The sequence below is a fragment of the Bacillus cereus group sp. BceL220 genome, from assembly GCF_051776965.1.
In the GTDB taxonomy this organism is placed as follows: Bacteria; Bacillota; Bacilli; order Bacillales; family Bacillaceae_G; genus Bacillus_A; species Bacillus_A cereus.
On sequence record NZ_JBPWBC010000008.1, the window covers coordinates 201882 to 222177 of the forward strand.

Below are 20296 nucleotides of genomic sequence, written 5' to 3' on the forward strand. Positions count from 1 at the left end.
TCAGTATCCTTCTCTCACGTTATATTTTTATCAAAAACAAATACCGAAACTGCAATATCTTCTTCTACTTTCATATCTGAAAACAAATTCACTAATTTTGCTCCAACAAGTTCCTCCAAATGTTCACGGGAATTCGCAGCATACACCTCTTGAATCATTTTCGTTCTAGCCATATGAACCATTTCCGCACCGTCCATCGTACTTGAAATAAATTTTTCAGTAGGTGTTAAGTTTCCATAAAGAGTCGCTATAGCCATATTTTCTGCAAAAACAGTATGAATTCGTTCTGGTCCTTTTCCGAAAAGTTCCTTTCGAAGTTTTCGTATCATATCATTAAATTCATGTACTTTTTTTGACATACAATTATACCTCCCAAAAGCCTCATTTTACTTTATTATATATTTTACCAAAATGAGCCTTCCGCCCAAACTATTTCCTACAAATATTTGGGCGGAAAGGTTCACTTCATGAAATTTATTCGTCTCTTAACCCTTTCCCCATACCTTTTAAGAAATGAAGTCCAAACCCGATAGCACGGTTAATATCTGGGTCTTTCAATACTTTCATAAGATCGAATACCCCTACTTTTTTATTACTTTCTAGATGTTCATTACCTTCTTCTAGCCCGACTAATAAACTACCTATAAGCTTTTTCGTAAGTTCTGGGTCAAGTTCAGTTAACGCACCTGCAGCACCCATCATATTATTAATTAAATTTGTAACAGGCTCACGAGTTACTTGACCTAGAACAATCTTTGCAATTGGTTCTTTCGCTTTCAGCATAGAATTTGCAGCTTCTAGCATTCCAATGTCATTTAATTCCCCTACTATATTAAACATCTGATTTAGAGCTTCTTCATTATTTGTTAAAAGCTCCTTTAAATCATCTAATTTTTGCTGTTTTATTTCTTCCTCAGTTAATTCTTGTTTTTGAATCATTTTTATAGGTGCAGCCATAGTTTTCTCCTCCTACTTATCCGTTAAATGCACATACCCTGGACGTGCCCACTTACGATGTACCTCAATTCCAGCTTGAGGGTGACGTTTTTTATTGCGTGGGTTCGCTTTTGGCATCGGATTTTCGCCATCAACTTCTAACACTTCCATACGCACTTTCGTTTGTTTATACGCAGGTGTATTCGTACGTACATCCACAGCAGGACCTGTTAAGAAATTAATTGCCGTTTCGTTATCTGTAGAGTTCATCGGTAAATATAACTCATTCGCTTTTACACGATCTGTAACGAGTGCACGTAATTTTAATGCTCCAAAAGGAGAGACAAGACGAACTAACGAACCTGTTTTTACGCCACGTTCTTTTGCAAGGTCTGGAGAGATTTCAACGAAAACACCAGGTACTTTCGTTTGAATACCTGTTGATTTATTTGTCATATTCCCTTCATGGAAATGCTCAAGCATACGACCGTTGTTAATGTGAAGGTCGAACTCCGCTGGAAATTCAGCTGGACGTACCCAGTCAGCAATCGCAAAACGAGCTTTTTTATCTGGGAAGTTAAATCCATCTTGGAACAGAAGTGGTGTATTTGTTCCATCAAAACTTCCCCAATGGAAACTGTTCCATCCTTCAAGCACTTCATAGTTCGCTTGCGAGAATAATGGTGATAAACTTGCCATTTCAGCAAAGATTTCACTTGGGTGGCTATAATTCCAGTTTGCCCCTAGTTTATTCGCAACCTCCTGGACGATCCACCAGTCTGGTTTCGCATCTCCTAGCGTAGGAAGAACTTGATATAATCTTTGGACACGGCGCTCTGTATTTGTGAAAGTACCTTCTTTCTCAAGAGATGGCGCTGCTGGTAATACAACATCTGCATATTGAGCAGTTTTAGAAAGGAAAACATCTTGCACAACGAAGAAATCAAGGCTCGACAACACTTCATGTACATGATTTGCATTAGAATCTACAAGAGCCATATCTTCTCCGACAAGATACATTGCTTTCATTTTTCCTTCGTCAATTGCGTGAAGCATTTCAATATTATTAAGACCTGGTTCACTATCAATTTTCACTCCGTAAGCAGTTTCAAATTTCGCACGTTCCATTTCGTTAGTAACGTGCTGATATCCTGGAAGCCATCCTGGTAAAGTACCCATATCACAAGCACCTTGTACGTTATTGTGACCTCGAAGTGGGTATGCACCTGCTCCTGGACGACGATAGTTCCCTGTTGCAAGAAGTAAGTTTGAAATTGCAGCGGAAGTATCAGAACCACCTGTATTTTGCGTTACCCCCATACCCCAAAGGATACACGTACCATCTGCATCACGAATCATTTCAGCCATTTGAATAAGTGTTTCTTTTGAAATACCTGTTACTTCTTCTGCATATGCAAGTGTATATTCTTCTAGACTTTCTTTGAAATCTTCAAAGAAGTTTACATTCTCATTAATAAATTCTTGATCATGCCAACCTTGATCGATCATATATTTAGTAACAGCCATTAACCAAACTTGATCTGTTCCTTGTTTTGGACTAATAAAGACATCTGATCGCTCTGCCATTTCTGTTTTACGAAGATCAGCTACAATTAACTTTTGTCCGTGTAATTTATGTGCACGTTTAATACGTGTAGCTAAAACTGGATGACCTTCTGTCGGATTACATCCTACAATAATAACAAGACCAGATTGCGCAATATCTTTAATCGTTCCTGCATCACCGCCCATACCAATTGTACGGAACAAACCATCCGTTGCTGGTGATTGGCAATAACGTGAGCAGTTATCAATATTATTCGTTCCAAATACTTGTCGAGCTAATTTTTGAATTACATAATTATCTTCATTTGTAATTTTAGAGGAAGAAATAAATCCGATAGAACCTTTACCGTACTCTTCTTTAATAGTACCTAATTTATTTGCAACTACATTCAGTGCTTCTTCCCATGTAGATTCAACAAACGTTCCATTTTTACGAATTAAAGGTTTTGTAATTCGTTCTTTAGAATTTACGAAATCCCAACCAAATTTCCCTTTTACACAAGTGGAAATTGCGTTAACTGGTGCATCTGAAGATGGCTGTACTTTAAGGATTTTACGCCCCTTCGTCCACACTTCAAACGAACAACCTACACCACAAAATGTACATACTGTTTTCGTTTTCTTCGTACGAGTATCACGCATGGCCGCTTCCACTTCTGATACCGCAAAAATACCGCTATATCCAGGCTCAACTTCTTTAATTAAATCTACCATCGGTTCAAGAATATCTGGTTTTAATCCCGTCATAAATCCAGCTTCACCGAGCATCGTTTTCTCCATTAAAGCGTTACAAGGGCAAATCGTTACACATTGACCACAGCTAACGCATGAAGAATCATTAATATTTACTCCTTCATCCCAAATAACTCGTGGGCGTTCCGCTTCCCAGTCTATCGATAACGTTTCATTTACTTGTAAGTTTTGACACACCTCAACGCATTGACCGCACGCAATACATTGATTAGGGTCATAGCGATAAAACGGATGCGTCATATCAACTTCACTTACATCTACTTTCGGTTCATAAGGATATTTTTGATGTTCAATTTCCATTAATTCTGCTGTATTATGCAGTTTACAGTTCCCATTGTTGTTGTCACATACTGTACAGTATAATAAATGATTTTCTAGTAACCGATCCATCGCCTCTGTTTGTGCTTCTTTTGCGCGAACAGAAGCACGCTCAACGTTCATACCTTCCGTTGCTATCGTCGAACAAGAACGCATTAACTTTCCGTCAACTTCTACAATACAAGCGTCACATGTTTGAATAGGATCTACTTCCGGCACGTAACAAATTTGCGGATGTTCAATCCCGTTCTCATTAATAACACCCAATATCGTTGAACCAGGCTCCGCTGTATACTTTTTTCCGTCAATTGTAATATGAACCATGTTGTCATTCATGGTCTTTCCCCCTTTTTGAGAATAAAAAAAACTCCACCACGAAAATATACGCACCACATTTTGGGCACGCTATCATCATGGTGGAGTAGTTTATTAGCACATCTTGCTAAAATACCAATCCATTTATTCATAAATAAAACGATAGATTCATAACAGGTCATATCACGATTCCATCTTTAACACTATAATTATAGCGTTAAATGTACAAATATACAATATAAATTTTAAACTGCGCATATGTCTGTATGTAACTATCCATAATAACCCATATAAAGTTCAACGAGGAATAAGGTGAATATATGGGATCTTTTCGAAAATGGATAAGGGGCGAAAAATCTTTCTCTACACATGAGCAATCTGAAACTGTATTAAATAAAGAAATTTCTTCCTCCATGCCGCTTAATCTTAAACACTTATCCAAATTATTTAGTGGTATTCCAGAATTAATTACACGCACTTTCCCGTTAAAAAACGGAAAAGAAGCTGCTCTTATATATATGGAAGGACTTGTAGATAAAACTGTTATTAATGTAGATATTCTTCGTCCTCTCTTATTTAAAGAATGGAATGAAGATGATTTTTGGGAATCTTCTGTTTCTATAGGGAATATTAAAAAAGTTCAGAAGTGGATAGACATTGAGCAATCTCTCTTACATGGCAAAAGTATTTTATTTATAAACGGGCAATTATCAGCTTTAGAACTAGATACGCAAGCGGCGCCAAAAAGGAGTATTGAAGAACCTACAACAGAGACTTCCATAAAAAGCTCACACGAAGGATTTAATGAAGTGGCAAGTGATAGTATCGCACTTATTCGTCGCTATATTCCAAATCGCGAATTAAAAGTGAAGGAATTCACTGTTGGCGAACGAGCAACCTCTAAAGTTTTTTTACTTTATCTTGCAGATGTTACAAACGAAGATGTTGTACAAGATATGGCATGCCGCATTGAATCAATCAAAGTAGATGCTATTCTTACTACCGGTGAATTAGAAGGATTTGTTGAAGATAATTCCTATACTCTCTTCCCACAATTGTCTATCACTGAACGTCCTGACACAACGGCACATCATATTTTGAATGGGCGAATTGCTGTTGTTGTAGATCGCTCACCAGGCGTATTAATAGGACCTATGACCTTTTCATCCTTCTTTCAGACGATAGATGATTACAGCTTCAGACCTATGATTCCATCTTTTATACGACTCCTTCGTTTCACTGGGCTATTTATTGCAATATTTGCTCCTGCTCTTTATATTGCTATGATTTCCTTCCATTATGAAGTGATTCCGCTCAAATTGTTGTTAACGATTGGAGAATCTCGAGCCAAAATTCCTTTTCCTCCCATATTAGAAGCTTTATTAATGGAATTAGTTCTCGAAATGCTCCGAGAAGCAGCGATTCGGCTTCCTGGGCCTGTTGGACAAACAATCGGCGTCGTAGGAGGAATTGTAATTGGACAAGCTGCGGTTCAAGCTGGGATTGTGAGTAACGTTATGGTTATCGTCGTATCAATTACTGCGGTTGCCTCCTTCATTATTCCTAACTTAGAAATGTCAGCAGGAATTCGGCTTCTTCGATTCCCAATGATGATAGCCGCCTCTTTATTTGGCGTCATTGGAATTATGGTTGGAATGGCAATCATTATCATCCATATTCTTTCTATGGAATCACTTGGTGTACCATATGGTAGTCCTTTTTCTCCGTCATATGCTTCGGATTTAAAAGATACCCTTATACGTTTCCCATGGAAAATTATGAAGAAACGGCCACTATCTCTACAATTAAAACAAGATAACCGGCAAAGAGATGTTGAAGAAAAGGAGGAGAATTAGTGACAAAACGTGCAAAGAGGGAGATTACTTTATTTCAATACATTTTAACTATTAGTGGTGTTCAAGTCGGATTCGGCGTACTTACACTTCCGCGTGAAGTTGCACAAGGAGCGAATACAGATGGCTGGATATCTATTATTATCGGATGTGTCATTACTACTTTAGTCAGTCTATGTATTGTAAAAATCATGGAAAAACATCCAGGATATACTTTACTTGATGTGCTGATACGCTATCTTGGAAAATGGCTAGGAAGAGTAGTAATGATTTTTTGGATTTTATATGCTGTACTCGCAGCTGTTTCCTTAATTTTTTCCCTCTTATACGTTATTCATATTTGGATTTTACCTAGATCTCCTATGTCTTTAATTATGATTTTGCTATCTATTCCAATGCTTATGCTTGCATGTAAAGGAGCACTTATTATTAGTCGTTTTGCTGTTTTCACTGTCATCTTTACACTTTGGATGCCATTATTATTATTTATTCCTCTTAAAGATGGGCATTTTATATATCTTCTTCCTCTTATCAAGGAAGGATGGCTACCAATTATAAACACCGTAAAATCAACTATCATTGCGTTTCTCGGATTCGAGTTTGCGTTTGTCCTTTATCCTTATTTAACTAACAAAGCATCTGCAAAAAAAGGAATTGTTATTGCAAATTTGATTACGTTATTTATTTATCTTCAAATCACGTTCGTTTCTTTTATTTATTTTAGTCCAGATGGTATAACAAAGTTTTTATGGCCAACTCTTTCTCTTGTTACACCGTTTCATTTCTCATTTCTTGAGCGGTTTGAAATTATCTTTTTGTCATTTTATCTCTTTATTATTTTTGATTCCTGTATTCCTTATATTTTTACTGCTTCAGATGGTATTAATCAATTACTTAACAAAAAAGGCAGTTCATTACCTATTTATTTTTTATTATTCGGGTGTATTTTCATCTTATTCTTTTATATCCCTTCTTCTTATCAGATAAGTTCGTTGCGGGAATTTTGGGGAACTGCTAGTTATTTTATCGTTTTTCTATTCCCAGTTGTATTTCTCTTATACATGACACTTTATCAGCATTGGAAAAGGAGAAAAGTTTAAATGAGACGCTTTATTCATTTTATTATATTTTGTTTTCTCATAATTTTTTTAGCAGGTTGTGAAGATCGGCTTGATTTAGAAAAACAATCCATCTCATTAATTTACGGTTTTGACGCAAAAGCAAAAGGAAAAGGAAAATTAATTGTGTATCACGTAAATCCTATTTTCAATGAAGATGTAGAGAAAAAGTACGAAATTCATGAAGCGAAAGTACATACACCCCGAGAAGCAAAAGATACGTTTAACAGTTCAAGCAGCGGTTTAGTGTCCACAGAAAAGTTACAGCTTATATTGTTTAGCACGAATTTTTTAAAACAAGAAGGAGCTATGCCTTATCTGGATGTTTGGTATCGCGACCCTAAAAATACAGGGAATATGCGCATGGTTGCAGTAGATGGCCCCATTTCTTCTGTTATATATAATAATTTCAAAGATAAGCCTGCTCTTCCTGAATATTTAACAGATTTAATTAATACGAACAAACTATACAATCGGACCGTGTTTACGACATTCCATGAATTTCATAGACAAACTTTTAATAAAGGCGTAACTCCTGCTATTTCAGAAATAAAAAAAGGGAAGAAAGATGTTATTGTTACCGGTTCGGCACTATTAACCTCTCGTGGAACTTATAAGATGTCTTTAAATCGCTACGAAAGTGCCCTTCTTCTTATGGTGCAAAAGAAAGCTAATATACCCGTTTCACTTACAATGAAAATCCCCTCTAATTTAGTTGAAAGTAATAGCCATCTAAAAGATACAAAAGGCGACGATTTTATAACAATAAATGTTCTTAGTATGAATCATGATATCGGTACAGACTATAGCGATAACCGCTTCAAATTTAATATTAAAATGGATTTAAAAATTGCCGTATCTGAACTTACATTCAACATGGATATAGAAAATGATAGAAAAAAATTAACTTCTCTTATTACAAAACAACTAAACAATGATTTAAACGATTTAATCCACAAAATTCAAAAACAGCAGCTTGATCCATTCGGATTTGGTGATTATGCGAGAGCGTTTCAATATAAAGAATGGAAACAAGTTGAAGATGATTGGCCAAGTTCCTTTTCAAAAGCTAATGTGAAAGTGGCACCAACTATTAAAATTTTAGAAAATGGGATTATTAAATAGAAAAAACACGCTACTTGTTCTTATATGAATAAGTAGCGTGTTTTCATTTCCATTACAAGTATTATTTCAATGGACTATACTCTATTTCCATTTCTAACATTACTATGTTTTTTAGCATATACAAAATATATGAAAACGCCTATTATAATCCATGCCACAAAACTAATTAAAGTAAGCTTAGAAAGGTTCAAAGCCAAATATATACAACTTACTATTGAAACGATAGGTAAAAAAGGTACTAGAGGGGCACGGAATGGCCTCTTCATATCAGGATGTGTCTTTCTTAATACAATGACAGCTATAGATACAAACACAAATGCTGTTATCGTTCCCATATTCACTAAATTAGCTAATAAATTCAAATCCACTAATCCCGCTAATAAAGCTGCTAGTATACCTGTAACCCACGTATTAAAAAATGGAGTTTGTAAACGTTTATGGACACTTGAAAGTCTTTTTGGTAACAGTCCATCTCGACTCATCGAATAAGATACACGAACAAATGCAAACATAGCTACTAACAGAACTGTTGTTAGCCCTGCTATCGCTCCCACCGATAACAACCCAGCAATTCTATCTTCTCCTACAGTGCGCAACGCATATGCAACCGGATCAGCAACATTTAATTCCGTAAACGGAACCATTCCAGTTAGCACGAATGAAACACCTACATATAGAACGGTACAAATGAACAAGGAAACAAGTAGCCCAATTGGCACGTTACGTTGTGGACGCTTCACTTCCTCTGCGGCTGTTGCAACTGCATCAAATCCTAAAAAAGCAAAAAATACAGTAGCAGCGCCCCCTACCACACCGTGAAAACCAAACGGTAGAAATGGTTGCCAATTCTCTGGTCTTACATATTGTGTCCCTACAACAATAAATCCTACAATAACAGCCAGTTTAATAATAACCATTATATTATTAATTCGTGCACTTTCTTTTGCACCACGGCTTAATAAAAATGTAACAACTAAAATAATAAGAACTGCTGGTAAATCAATGATTCCACCCTTCCCCATTCCTGGTGCCGAAGCAAAAACCGTAGGAATGTGAATATTAAAACCTAGTAGCAGTGACTGAAAATACGCTGACCAGCCTGCTGCAACCGCAGAAGTCGCTAATAAATACTCCAGCATAACACACCAGCCAACTATAAATGCAAAAATCTCACCTAGTGTCATATATGTATATGAATATACACTTCCCGAAACTGGAACTGTAGATGCAAATTCAGCATAACAGAAAGCTACACATGCACATATAATTGCCGCTAATACAAAAGATAATACAATCGCCGGACCAGCATGTTTCGCTGCCACAATACCAGTTAATACGAAAATACCTGTACCAATAATTGCTCCAATACCTAAAAGAGTTAAATCAATCGCTCCTAAAGTTTGATTCAATACTTTTTTCTTTTCTTCATCCATTGCTTTCTTTATGAAAAGACTCATTCTTTGAAACCTCTTTTTCAAGTTTATCTCTTACTTGTTACATTCTTTATTACTGTTCTATTTTAAAAATAAAAATATACATAGTTCACTTCCCCTATAGACTTAGTAACCCGTCTCAATAAAAACAGAAAAATCAATCTCTTTATACCGTATCGAATTTTCAAAATATTAATCATACCAAAAAACCATTAAGAATGCTGATTGAATTTATCATACAATTAATTATATTGTCAATAATAAATCACTCAAAAATAATCGGTTGATTATGTATCAAATGTTATTTTTATACATAATCATTTTCTCAAAAACATTGTTGTTTCCCACCTTAATATTCATATTCATTTTATTACATTGATTTTCATACAACCTTCATTACATACAATGTAATGAAAATCATAATAACCTCAAATTAATTATTATTCAAAAATAATAATTAATTTGAGGTTATCTCACCATTTTAATACTAACAAAAAAGTGCAGATTTTCATCTGCACTTTTTTTATTCTTCCACTTCAGCTTCTGCACTACTATTTTCAAGATGCTCCTTCTGAGCTTCCTCTTGCAACTCTGCTGAAATCATCCCATAATAAAGTTCCGGATATAACCCAAATATTTGATATACACTTCCTAAAAACGGCATCAGAATCCCTCTTTTCTAAAGTTGTATTGCCACTTTTAAGGATTCCCTTTTCATTCACTATACATTCGTTTTTGGCGTTTCTTCTTCATCTTGAATACTTAATAAATTTTGCCATTTTTTATACGGAGCGCTATTTGGATCTACATATCCTTTCGCATGCGAGCGATCCCACAATTGTTTAATAAACATTTCTTTCTCTTTCTTTGCAACCATATCAGCACCTGTACCGTAATAGTTCTGGAAATACAACTCGATTTCATCAAGGAATAGTCTTAATAATTCATCTGATGTTTCTTCTAACGTCGGATCATACTTCGCTTCACGGTCATACATTAAAATCATGTCTAAAAGATTGTGGACATGTTCTTTTCTAAGCCATCTTACATCTTGGGCTCCTAATACGAACGGATGTGTATATAAATGTCCACCTTGTATCATCGCCTTTTCTTGCTCTTCTTCAAATCGTGACAAGATGTTTTCATAAATAAACGGATTATGAAGCAATGCTCTGTGTAATTTATAACTTTCGCTTGAAATATTTTTCCCCATCGACTGAATTAAAAAGCTACGTCCCACACCGTTATATTGATACACAAACTGTCCATCAACAGCAACTAAACTAATCCAGCGATACATATATGCGTATAGTAAGGCACGATTACATTTATCATAATCTAATTTTGTTTGAGTCGCATTCAAATCTGGCATAAAGGCTGGTAAGTGCCAATACTTATCTAAATGCGGCGTTAAACTAGATTTTTTACTATTTAATTTGTTTACACGGCGATAATACGATTGGAAATAGTCCCCTTTATCATTCATAAATCCGTTTGAAATATGTCCTGATGATAATTTAGGAAAATCTTGCAGCGATAAGCCATAATGTGCTCGATAACAGATCACTTCAAATGGCGAAAAGGCTTCGTGTACTGTATCTTTTTCTTTAAACATTTCTTGAATCAATTCCTCTTGTAGCTCTTTCTTTAAAGAAGGATGTATACCCCAATATTGTAATTCCCTATGATGGGCAACTTTCGGAATGAATGGACTTGCTAAATGGAACAGGTCTTCAATTTTTTCACGCACGTATTCATCGCGATCACGTTTCTTATAATCTGCTTCTTTTCGCAACGCTTCAATAATATTCAATTCTAATTTATCACGATAGCGTACTTGCAGTTCGTCATAACAATAGCTCAGTATATGTTCGCGATAGAAATCCTCTACCTTTTTCGACTGAATCTCTTCTGTTTTCGCATCACGACAATATTCCCCATACAAACTCATATAAATTTCCGCTGATATATCTTTCGGTAGTACACCTAAATTTAAATGTTGCTGCATATCTTGCCATATCTTTTCTTGCAGCTGTTCCTCTGCTAATACATAAACATTCGTCGGGTTTGTTTTCCCTTCAAATTCCTTACTGCGCTTTTGGATTTCAAACAATAAATTTTCACGTGTTTCATGTAAATTATCAAAAAATCTTTCCCAATATTGAATCATTTTATTAACTGCCTGATATAGCGATTGATACACAAGTTCTAATAGCATTTCTTTTCGATATTCATTTAATTTGTGTACATATTGCGTTACGATGTCTTCAAATTCTCTTTTGAATGAACGTTGCTGATTATTAATCATTTTTCCGAACCAGCCTTGTTGTTGAGCAATTTCTACTCGGCGTACAGCCGTTACCGTTCCATCGATATTACCTACATTAAATTTTTTATCGTAGTTTTGAATTACATTACGCTTTTGTTCATTATTTTCATGTAGTCGATTCATTTTTTCTACTAACTGCTTTCGAATTTCATATAACATAAAACGTGCTGCTACTGGGTGAACTGGATCTGTTTTCTTTAAAAACCATGTATTTAATTGATAGGACTGCCCTTCAGAACCACTTGGTGAAAAGCGGTCTGATTCAATCATGTCATATAAAAGTGTCGTTACATGTTCATGTACACGGCTCGGAATCGCATATGCATATAAGCGAACCGCATGATCCACTCTTGCCACTTCACCTTTCATTTGTTCCATCATTTTCAGTTTCGCAGCTGAAATTTTACACTCATGTTGCAGACGATTTAATTCCTCATCTTTTTGCACCGTTCGTTGTACATAACTTTCTACAGCTTCTAAAAACAGTTTTGATTTCGCAACTCCGAGCTTACCACCTTCTGCTCCTTCACGTGTTTCATTGTACATTTGTCTATAGAAAATATGAGCTTGCTCTGGACGGGTAGCAAGATGCTCCAAGTCCTCTAAATAACTTTTACCTCTCTCCGGCTTTTCACGCTGCATCCCACGTTTTACATCTTGGTCATATCTTTGCTTCTTCTCTTGAAACAGTTGATCTAAATGCAGCCACGATTCATCTAAACCTTGCACCGCCCATTTTAAAGCACAATATTTTAACACATGCTCATATGGATAAATGAGTTTTGCCGTTCCTGCCCCGCAATATCGTCCTTTTCCACTTGATTCTGCTAATTGCTGAATTTGATTGTCTTCCTGTGCAAAATGACTTGTAGACATCGGGCTAAATAACTGTAAATAAATTGTATTTGCCATCTGTTCCATATAGTCTGATAAATTGTGTAAATGGTGTCCATGTAGATTTTCGTAATCGTATAAGAAACAATAATTGTACGGTAAATGATGTTGTTTAATTGTATGATTTGTTCTTCCGTCTTCATCTACTTGATCAGGGCGATACTCTAATTCAATTGTTACACCGCCGCGTTTTGATAATTCTCCAGTAGAACCGAGCGTAATAGCATGTAATTCTTTTAACGATGCATAGCCGTTCGCTTGCACCGTTTCAAACTCTTTCGCACTAACTGTTCTCGTCTTTACTAAAACATCCGGCATTAAAAACGCACCGCGTATTAAAATGTTATGATGCTGCAATTTCTTCCGAAGCATTTCACGTAAATATAATGCAATTTGCAGAAACATCCCCGAACCTGTTCCGCCTGCTAGTGATGTTACTATAATGACACGCACACCATATTCCGTTTGATCACTTGTAACCGGAAAAATTTTCTCAATTTCTTGCCAAAAGGACGTTAATTTATCTTCTTTCATCGCAGCACGTAACGCTAAACGTGAAATGACGCGTAACTGTCCTGCTCCTTCTGTTAATGGCTTATCAAGTATAGTCGGATCCATCGGAAACCACTCTGGGATCGTTGGATCTCCCGCAATATACTCCCTAGGCGTTTTACTAGAACTTGTTTGTGTCTTAAACTTTCGAATATGATCAAATTTACTTAATGTATTCACATCTGTATCAAATACGTGCATTGCTACCTTTTTCCGGCGCTCTTCAGGCAATTTTTCATATATTTGATGCGTCACAGTACTACCGATTCCACCTAAACCAATTAATATTGTTGGAACTTGTAATGTCATGTGAACCACCTTCCTATTCTTGCTTGTTTGAAAAAAGGGAAAGAGAATCAATACTCCATCCCCTTCTTTTCCCTATCTACTATTCACATTCGTACTTGTAAATCTCCTTACCATATCCTCTATCAATTAGTAAAAGTTCATTTGGATATAGTGTCTTATGTTCCATTCCTACTTCATCCTTTGTTATAAACATCCCATCAATAATCATTCCAACTACTTGTGATTCTTTCGCTACAAAGACAGATTTCGAACCTTTCTTCGCTATAAACGTAACGGATTGCACTGTTTTTCTTTCTGCTCTAAATGGGATACCAAAATAATGGTTCCACCATTTATTTCGAAGTAATTCTGGTTCAGATTGATATAGCCAATCTTTCGCTACCTCTTGATCCCATTCATAATACAGTAGTGCTTTCCGGTGAAATCTTGGCCGAACAATCCATCCTAAAACAATGATTCCTACTACTAGTAGTAATAAAGTGATAGGAATGACAAACTTAAAAATAAGCGCATATTTTTCATAAAACGGAGCATCTTGAATATGGAATGTTATGTTTTTCTTTACTTCTTGTAATTTTGAATCCTGCATTACGATGGTAGCTTCTACGGTGCCGGTATCTGTAAAATTAAATGTGTCGGAGTAATAGGGGCGAGGATAAACATAGATCTGATTTCCATGTTGCTTTATTTCATAATTGATTGATTGTTTAGATGTGACACCAGTAGATTTTAATAGTTTTTTTACAGCTTCTTCTGTCATCGGCTTACCATCTAACTGTGGCTGCAAAACAAATGGTTTACTATTCTCTAAATTTGTCACTTTTTCTTCATAATCTTTTGTAACAGTTTGAAGTGATAATTTCGGTTTCTCAGCTGTTTCAATTTTAAATTCTTTCGTCTGTCTATAAAACCCCTTTATATTCATATGAACTTTCCCGCGTACTAACCCTTTACCAAGCTTAGTTTCGTAATAAAACACATGCCTCTTATCGTCCCACTTCATTGGATATTGTTTTCCGTCTATTTCTACTTCTGCCTGAAAGTAAGAAGACTGAACTGGCAACTCCGTAGGCTTCGCTTCAATAACAGCAGTAACACCTTCGTACATTTCCTCTACATTTTTTTGACTACTATCATCTTTGTCATAAGTAGAAACCGTATAATTAAGCGCCGGTTCAACTAGTACTTGTAGTCCTTCTTTCTCAATGTCCTGGTCCACTTCTATCGTATAAGTTCCCGGTTTAATAACTTCCTGATTTTCCGTACTTATATGAACTATATTTCCGAACAATTTTGCTTCTCCTGGTGCATGTATGGAAAAAGAAGATTGTAATTGTAATGGTTTAGAAATTTGTGTGACCTGATAATCGGGCAGAGAAGGCGATTGTCGTACAAGCGTCATACGCTTTAATGGAAACGGTGTTGTAATCTCTACTCTTTTCCCCACTACTTTCGTTTTTACAATCGATTCAACAGAGGAGAATGGATCACGATTTGCAACTAATGCTGCCACTTGATTTACACTTTTTACAATGCCATCTTCTCCGCTTGACGGCATAGTAACACCATTTATCTCTTTCTTCCATATTTCTTTGAACGTGTTTAATTGTTCTTTTTCTTGTTGTCCTAAATCTTCTTCCATCGTAATTAAGACTGGGTGTAACGATATCTTTTTTGCATCCATTTCTTTCTTAAACTGGGCTAATTTCTGCAAAATTTGTTCTTTTCCGCCAACCTTATCTTTCTCTAAATCATTAAATGCCCCGTCAGTTAATACAATAAGCCAAAATTCACGTTTTCCATCTATATCTGCTTCCTTTTTTATAGATTGCATCGCCGTTTCTACCGCGCTAAATGGAGTATTTAAATACGTTTTCCACGCTCCAATTCCCTCAATTTCTGTTTGCCTTTTATCCTTCGTTAACGAAATGTTTAATGGATCATTCGGCTTACTCATTGGAACGTAAGAAAATTTATCTTTTTCATCTAATAGCGCAACTAAACTTTGCAAAGCATAATTGGCATATTTCCAGCGATCGTTATTTCTCATGCTGCCCGAATCGTCATATACAAGTGAAACGACCCTTTCCTTTGCCTCCTCTCCTTTTGCAAAAGCTGATAAAGGTAAACATATAAATAGAAACAACATGAACGTGGCACAAATTCGAATTTTCATGATGAGGCTTCGCCACCTTTGTAGACAAATTCCTATGTTTAAATTTATGAGAGGAAACAAGATATATGACTTGTATTTTAGGACAACTAACCCACCATAACTTTATTATGTAAACAGATCATACACTGGGTAATATTCCTTCTAGCATTCTCTATCCAATTATATAAGTAAAAAAGCCTGTTTAAGCTCCACGCTTAAAACAGACTTTTCCTACTTTTTATTTTAAAAACACATAACAAAAAGTTTGATTTTTGACTTAACACATCACTTCAATTGTAAATCCACCAGGTGCTTCAACGTAAAACGTATACGCATGGACATGCTTAGGAGGCTCCACGAAAAATCCATCTTCCTTCAATCTTTGATTTATCTTATCTACTTGTTCTTCACTTTCTTGTGGAAATCCTATATGAAATGTTTTTGGATACTGAACTTCTTTTCCTTTCATTAAAGTTAGTATAAATCCATCATTATCACGCATAACTGCAAAGGCATTCCCCCTTGTTCCACTACAAATCAAACCAAAATACCTCTCTAAAAACGCTCTAGATGCTGTTACATCTGTAACTGTTAAATTAAGATGTTTAATTCCCAATCCTTCACCTTCTTTCTCAATTTTCTAACATTTTATCATATAAAGTGAAACTTGAATCAGTCGGAGTTTTGTTCATCCCCCACTGATTATTAGCCCTCACCAATCGGGATTTTACGGGCCGCAGGGCCCCCATCTAACTTCTTTGCTTCCGCTGAATTTTGAGGTGGGGGTCTTACTGCCCACAAATAGCGGGACAAATAAAAAACACGCCTTTCACAGCGTGTTTCATTGCTTTACATACACTTCAACAATCGGATTCTCTTTATTATCCGCATGCAAGCGTATATTCGCTTCACTTGTATTATAAATACTAGCTAATAACATTATCGTTAACACATTAGGTATCTTCGCATCACTTCCGTATTTTCTCTCAAGCCCTTCCTTATATTCAAAATCTAAATCCCCCTGCACATATGTATACACTTCAAAACCATCTTCTAAATTGCAAACTACTGTATCAATAATATCTGCCCCTACTTGCTTCTTCATTTCCTCTCGCAACGCTTCAATAAATTCTTCCCACGGTACTTCGTATGTCTGAAACTGATCTGTAGATTTCATGCCTTTTCCTCCTTATATATCCTCTTCTTATATTTCCCCTTTCCTATAACAATTATGATAGATAGGACATTCATACAAGCCGCACTTGTCCCCCTTACATATCGTATTACTGTAATGCGGAAGGAGGAAAGAACATGCATAGACAAAAATGTTATGATACATGCCGACGTTATTTCGGAAAAGTTGTTCGGATTGAAGACCGTGATGGCCGTATACATTTAGGTAAAATAATCGATTTGACACAAAGCTCTGTATGGATCGAACCGGTGCAACAGCGCTCATCTTTTGATTCAGGATTCGGATACTATGATGCTTATGCAAACGGTGGTTGTGACCTTTGCGGCGGCCTTAGCAGATGTGATAGTTGCGGATTTGGATGCGGTGGTGGATTCAGCAGTTGCGGATGTGGTGGCCGTGGTTGCGATAGTTGTGGTGGCGGCGGCTGGGGTGGCGGCGGCTGGGGTGGCGGCGGTTGTGGCTGGGGTGTTGAACTCGGATTTGGTTTCATCTTCGGAATTACATTAGCTGCATTATTTTTCATTTAACATAGTAAAGAGTTGGCTACCTTTAGCCAACTCTTTTTCTTTATTTTTCACATATAAAAATACGATGCCCTAAAATGTGTTGGTACATAAGCCGTACATTTTCATGCTGTACCCACGCCTCATATAACTCATTCGGAATATGTGAGGATACATTCCATTCTGGCTCTTCTACATAGCCAGAGATTGTTTCTGAAATCGTGCCACCGCCAGCAATTGTGATTCTTTTAAAATTTGCTTTCTGAAATAATTGTACCCACTCATTCTCAGTTAATAGTTCTTTCATGCCATATAATTGGGCGATTTTTTCTTCCTCACCCTTATCAATGTGCCTATCAATAATCATTTCAATGACAACAAGCTTACCATCCTGCTGTAATACACGATAACACTCCGAGATAACCCTTTCTTTCTCTGTAAAAGCGATGATTGATTCTCCAAATACGAACTCAAATGAGTTATTCAAACAAGGTAATTGCTCTACACTTCCTTTAATTAATTGTATATCTAACCCTTCAAACAACCATCTATCTTTTGCCTTTTGAATCATAATTTCATTCTTTTCAACCGCTGTTACTTTATAACCAAATTCCCTTGTCATATACGCCGCTGTTTTCCCTGTGCCGCAACCTATCTCAAGAACATTCGCTCCCTGTCCAAGAGGCAGTTGTGCTAGCAATTGTTTCGTTAACGTAAAACCACCTGGATGAGCACTTCCTATTCCGTAATAAGCTAGGAAATCGATGTATGTGTTTCGTTTCATAGGACTCTCCCTTTTTTATTTTATATATTCGAGGACGGAAGAAAAGTGCATAGAAAAAGGGGCGTATTGTACGCCCCTCATCTTACTTATCCTCTGTAATATATGCCCATTTATAGCTGTAGTCTCCACCAACTGGATGGTGAACAATACCTTTTACTTTAGGTCTTTGAACGATAGCATCACCACGTTGATATAATGGTGCAATTGCTGCATCTTCCAATAACATTTTCTCCGCTTTCAGTAAGCTATCCCAACGCTCTTTCGTTTTCGTTAATAGCTCACCTTTACCTTTTTGTACAATTTCATCATATTTAGGATTTGAATACCCTGTTTGGTTATGAGGGCCATTTGTAACGAACATATCAATGAATGTCATTGGATCTAAGTAGTCAGGCCCCCAACCAGCGTAAGATAAATCATAATCTAGATCTGATTCTAATTTTAACTTTTGTTTAAATGGCTGGTTTTTCAAATTCACTGTTAAACCTGGTAAGTTTTTCTCAAGTTCTCCTTTTAAGAATTCTCCTACTTTTTTCGCACCATCACCATCATAGTTTAATAGTTCTACTGTAATTGCATCTTTTCCAAGTTCTTTTTTCGCTTTTTCCCAATGCTCTTTTGCTTTTTTCACATCTGTTTTTAAAATATCTCCATTTTCTTTACGGAAGTCTTTTCCATCTGGGCTCTTAGCAAATTCTTTTGGCACTAAATAATCTGCAGGTGTAGAACCATCATTTAAAATTACATTCGTTAAGCCTTTTTTATCGTACGCTTTTGCAATCGCTAAACGTAAATCTTTGCTCTTTAACACTGTATCTTGCCCACCACGTTTTTGGTTTAAGCGTAAGAAGTACGTTGACGGTGTTTTTTGTGTAAAGAAGTCGGGGCTTGATTTATATTTGTCAACAAATTCAGATGTAAGTCCTGAACGATCAATTTGTCCACTTTCATATAAGTTAACACGTGTACCGCTATCTTTTACTACGTTAAAATTAATTTCTTCCAACTTAACTGTCTTATTATCCCAGTATTGTGCATTTTTCTTTAACTTCCAACCTTCTTCATGTTTCCAGTCTGTTAATGTAAACGGTCCGTTGTATAACGTCGTATCTGATTCTAAACCGTACTTTTCTCCTTTTTCTTTTACAAATTTCTCGTTTAATGGATAAAATGTTCCAAATGAAGTTAATTCTACAAAGTAAGGAACTGGATTTTCTAATTCTACTTCTAACGTATAGTCATCTACAGCTTTTACTCCTAACGTATCTAGTTCAGCTTTTCCTTCATTAATCGCTTGTGCATTTTTCAAATCAAACATAATGTATGCATATTCTGCTGCTGTATTTTTATCTACCGCACGTTTCCAAGCAAACACGAAATCTTTCGCTGTTACAGGTTCTCCATTTGACCATTTTGCATTTTTATTTAATGTAAATGTGTATTTTTTACCATCATCACTCTTTTTATATGACTCAGCAACTCCTGGTGTTGCTTTATTATCTTTATCAAGTCGATATAAACCTTCCATTACGTTGTTTAAAGCTAGAAACGATACTTGGTCTGTCGCTTTAGCAGAGTCCATAGATGGAATCTCTTGAGACTCTGTTAAATTAAGCACTTGCTTCGCCGCTAGCTTTCCGCCTTCTTTTTCACCGCTTTTTGGTGTTGTGCTTGCCTTATCTTTTTCCCCAGATCCAGAGCAAGCTGTTAATGCCATACTCATTACTAAAACTGGTGCTACAACCGCTGTTAATTTTTTCATCTTTTTTCTCTTCATTTTTGTACCCTCCCCAATTATATGTACGATATTAACTTTGAGAGATCCTTTTTAATTATTAGAAAATTCTTACTTATTATCATTCTACTAATTTCTCTAGATTTGTAAAGTGTTTTTATGAATATTCTGAATAATTAACCTAACAACCATAATAACTATTACTATACGAATTCTCCCACATCTACTATATGTAAGTACCACTTTTCTTATTCTTCTCTATTTAATTTAATAGTAAAAGAGCGTTCTAAAAGTCATTTATGAACTGCACCTCCAATTGTTAGACACAGTCTAACAATTGGAGGTGCAGTTTTTCTATGGCTAAATTTACAGCTGATGAAAAAATACAAATCGTTCTACGTTATTTGAACGGAAATGAAAGTT

General features: G+C 36.0%; 15 protein-coding genes. 4 read left to right on the forward strand and 11 right to left on the reverse strand.

Annotated elements, in window-relative coordinates; genetic code table 11:
* Positions 1–14: 14 nt before the first annotated feature.
* The 3 genes from ACS2FK_RS21055 to fdhF all read right to left on the reverse strand — a co-directional run bounded on the left by ACS2FK_RS21055 (position 15) and on the right by fdhF (position 3909).
* Positions 15–359: a DUF2294 domain-containing protein gene (locus ACS2FK_RS21055; protein ID WP_000039582.1), complete on the reverse strand. Its 345-nt coding sequence runs from the start codon at positions 357–359 to the stop codon at positions 15–17.
* Positions 360–474: 115 nt separating this feature from the next.
* Positions 475–957 (reverse strand): DUF1641 domain-containing protein, encoded by a 483-nt coding sequence (locus ACS2FK_RS21060; RefSeq protein ID WP_023522701.1) that lies wholly within the window; start codon positions 955–957, stop codon positions 475–477.
* A gap of 12 nt (positions 958–969) precedes the next feature.
* A complete protein-coding gene (gene fdhF, locus ACS2FK_RS21065; RefSeq protein WP_023522702.1) occupies positions 970–3909 on the reverse strand; it encodes a formate dehydrogenase subunit alpha in 2940 nt (979 codons plus the stop codon).
* Positions 3910–4208: 299 nt separating this feature from the next.
* Here fdhF and ACS2FK_RS21070 point away from each other — a divergent pair, with 299 nt between their 5' ends.
* From ACS2FK_RS21070 to ACS2FK_RS21080, 3 genes are read left to right on the forward strand one after another with little or no spacing between them, the layout of a single operon-like run.
* Positions 4209–5744: a spore germination protein gene (locus ACS2FK_RS21070; protein WP_000534548.1), complete on the forward strand. Its 1536-nt coding sequence runs from the start codon at positions 4209–4211 to the stop codon at positions 5742–5744.
* Positions 5744–6841 carry an endospore germination permease gene (locus ACS2FK_RS21075; RefSeq protein WP_023522703.1) on the forward strand — a complete coding sequence of 366 codons (1098 nt, stop codon included), beginning with the start codon at positions 5744–5746 and terminating at the stop codon, positions 6839–6841. Before ACS2FK_RS21070 ends, ACS2FK_RS21075 begins: the two co-directional genes overlap by 1 nt.
* The gene (locus tag ACS2FK_RS21080) at positions 6842–7984 is read left to right on the forward strand and encodes a Ger(x)C family spore germination protein (protein WP_063548308.1); all 1143 of its coding nucleotides are present in this window, start codon (positions 6842–6844) and stop codon (positions 7982–7984) included.
* A 74-nt stretch (positions 7985–8058) separates the two neighbouring features.
* On the opposite strand, the gene ACS2FK_RS21085 is transcribed toward ACS2FK_RS21080, so the two are convergent.
* From ACS2FK_RS21085 to ACS2FK_RS21110, 6 genes are all read right to left on the reverse strand, one after another.
* Positions 8059–9441 carry an APC family permease gene (locus tag ACS2FK_RS21085; RefSeq protein ID WP_000051664.1) on the reverse strand — a complete coding sequence of 461 codons (1383 nt, stop codon included), beginning with the start codon at positions 9439–9441 and terminating at the stop codon, positions 8059–8061.
* A 499-nt stretch (positions 9442–9940) separates the two neighbouring features.
* Positions 9941–10081 carry a hypothetical protein gene (locus tag ACS2FK_RS21090; RefSeq protein WP_001116193.1) on the reverse strand — a complete coding sequence of 47 codons (141 nt, stop codon included), beginning with the start codon at positions 10079–10081 and terminating at the stop codon, positions 9941–9943.
* A gap of 57 nt (positions 10082–10138) precedes the next feature.
* Entirely contained in the window at positions 10139–13501 is a 3363-nt protein-coding gene (locus ACS2FK_RS21095; protein ID WP_063548310.1) for a tubulin-like doman-containing protein, read from the reverse strand.
* Positions 13502–13580: 79 nt separating this feature from the next.
* Positions 13581–15677, reverse strand: coding sequence for a vWA domain-containing protein (locus ACS2FK_RS21100; protein ID WP_063548312.1), 2097 nt, complete (start codon positions 15675–15677; stop codon positions 13581–13583).
* A gap of 256 nt (positions 15678–15933) precedes the next feature.
* Entirely contained in the window at positions 15934–16272 is a 339-nt protein-coding gene (locus ACS2FK_RS21105) for a VOC family protein (RefSeq protein ID WP_023522706.1), read from the reverse strand.
* A 225-nt stretch (positions 16273–16497) separates the two neighbouring features.
* The gene (locus ACS2FK_RS21110) at positions 16498–16833 is read right to left on the reverse strand and encodes a hypothetical protein (protein WP_000842905.1); all 336 of its coding nucleotides are present in this window, start codon (positions 16831–16833) and stop codon (positions 16498–16500) included.
* A gap of 134 nt (positions 16834–16967) precedes the next feature.
* Between ACS2FK_RS21110 and ACS2FK_RS21115 the strand changes: the two genes are divergently transcribed.
* Complete coding sequence (locus ACS2FK_RS21115; RefSeq protein ID WP_063548314.1) at positions 16968–17378, forward strand: hypothetical protein; 411 nt, start codon at positions 16968–16970, stop codon at positions 17376–17378.
* Between the two features lie 40 nt (positions 17379–17418).
* Here ACS2FK_RS21115 and ACS2FK_RS21120 read toward each other — a convergent pair whose 3' ends face one another.
* Complete coding sequence (locus tag ACS2FK_RS21120; protein WP_063548316.1) at positions 17419–18138, reverse strand: class I SAM-dependent methyltransferase; 720 nt, start codon at positions 18136–18138, stop codon at positions 17419–17421.
* 82 nt (positions 18139–18220) lie between these two features.
* Positions 18221–19915, reverse strand: a complete 1695-nt coding sequence (locus ACS2FK_RS21125) for a peptide ABC transporter substrate-binding protein (protein WP_063548318.1) — start codon at positions 19913–19915, stop codon at positions 18221–18223.
* Between the last annotated feature and the right edge of the window lie 381 nt (positions 19916–20296).